Annotated in this window: 1 protein-coding gene; it reads right to left on the bottom strand. The window is 60.1% G+C overall.

Going from position 1 to position 986, the window contains the following annotated elements; translation table 11 throughout:
- Nucleotides 1–986: hypothetical protein (locus AAE514_RS18455; RefSeq protein ID WP_347333034.1), on the bottom strand; the 986-nt coding region annotated here is incomplete at both ends.

The raw sequence follows: 986 nt of genomic DNA, 5'->3' as shown, positions 1-986 counted from the left end.
TAGGTGGTCCCGTCACTGACCTCGAAGGTATCGGTTTGGCCGCCGCCGATAAGCGTTTCTATGCCTTCGAAAGAGAGGTTATCGTTTAGGGTTTCCTCCGCGCCCAGGTCCCAGGTGTTGGTGACATCGCCACCGACCAGGGTGTCTTCACCCGTGCCGCCGAACAGGGAGAAGGCAATATTATCGGGCGCTCCCGTCGCCAAGTCCACCTCAAACCGGTTGGTACTATTGCCCGCCCGGAGGGTTTCGATCCCGGTAAAGCTCACCGTGCCGCCAGTACCCTCAGAGTCGGGTGCCACGGAGCCGGCACCCGAGTTCGTTAAGGTCCAAAGGCTGGAGGTGTTGGGAGCCTGAAGTTCGTTGCTGTCGGTTTGGCCATTGATGGTCATGCCGGCGGTGGTTGGGAGGGCATCTCCACCCAGTGTGACCTTGCCGTAGGTATTGAAAACGACCGTGCCCAGCGCTTGGGTAGCGCCAATGGCTTGGGAGAGGAAGATATCGGTCGCACTGACTGTGAAATCCTGTGCGCCGCCCGCGGTGCTGTCCAGGGTACCGATAAGGGTGAAGTTGCCGGCACCTTCGGGCGGGTTGGCCTGTAGATCCTCTGTGGGAGAGAGGTCGACCGTTACCGGCTCGGCGAGTTCTACGGCCCCCGTTAGCATCACCGTGCCGCTTTCACCATCGTCGTGCCAGTTGCGCGTAGCGCCCCCGCCAAGGCTAGTGAGACTATCGTGAAGTACGATAGTGGGCGCCTGGGCTTCTATATCTCCCCCATGGCCACCGTCGTTGTTCCAGTCGCCCGCACCACCGCTGGCGATAAGCTCACCCAGGTGGAGCGTAAAGTTTGTGTCGCCCGGATTCATCGGACGGAAGGTTATGGAGCCGCCATTTTCCGCAGTACCGCCTGTGGTATTCACCGAAATAGGCCCGGCGACGGAACCGACATCAATCTGAATATCGCCATCATCGCGAATACCCACCGTGCC

Origin of the sequence: Marinimicrobium locisalis, assembly GCF_039822625.1 — a bacterium.
GTDB classification, from domain to species: domain Bacteria; phylum Pseudomonadota; class Gammaproteobacteria; order Pseudomonadales; family Cellvibrionaceae; genus Marinimicrobium; species Marinimicrobium locisalis.
Note: the sequence above shows the minus strand (reverse complement) of the source record. Positions and strands in the feature narration are given on the sequence as shown.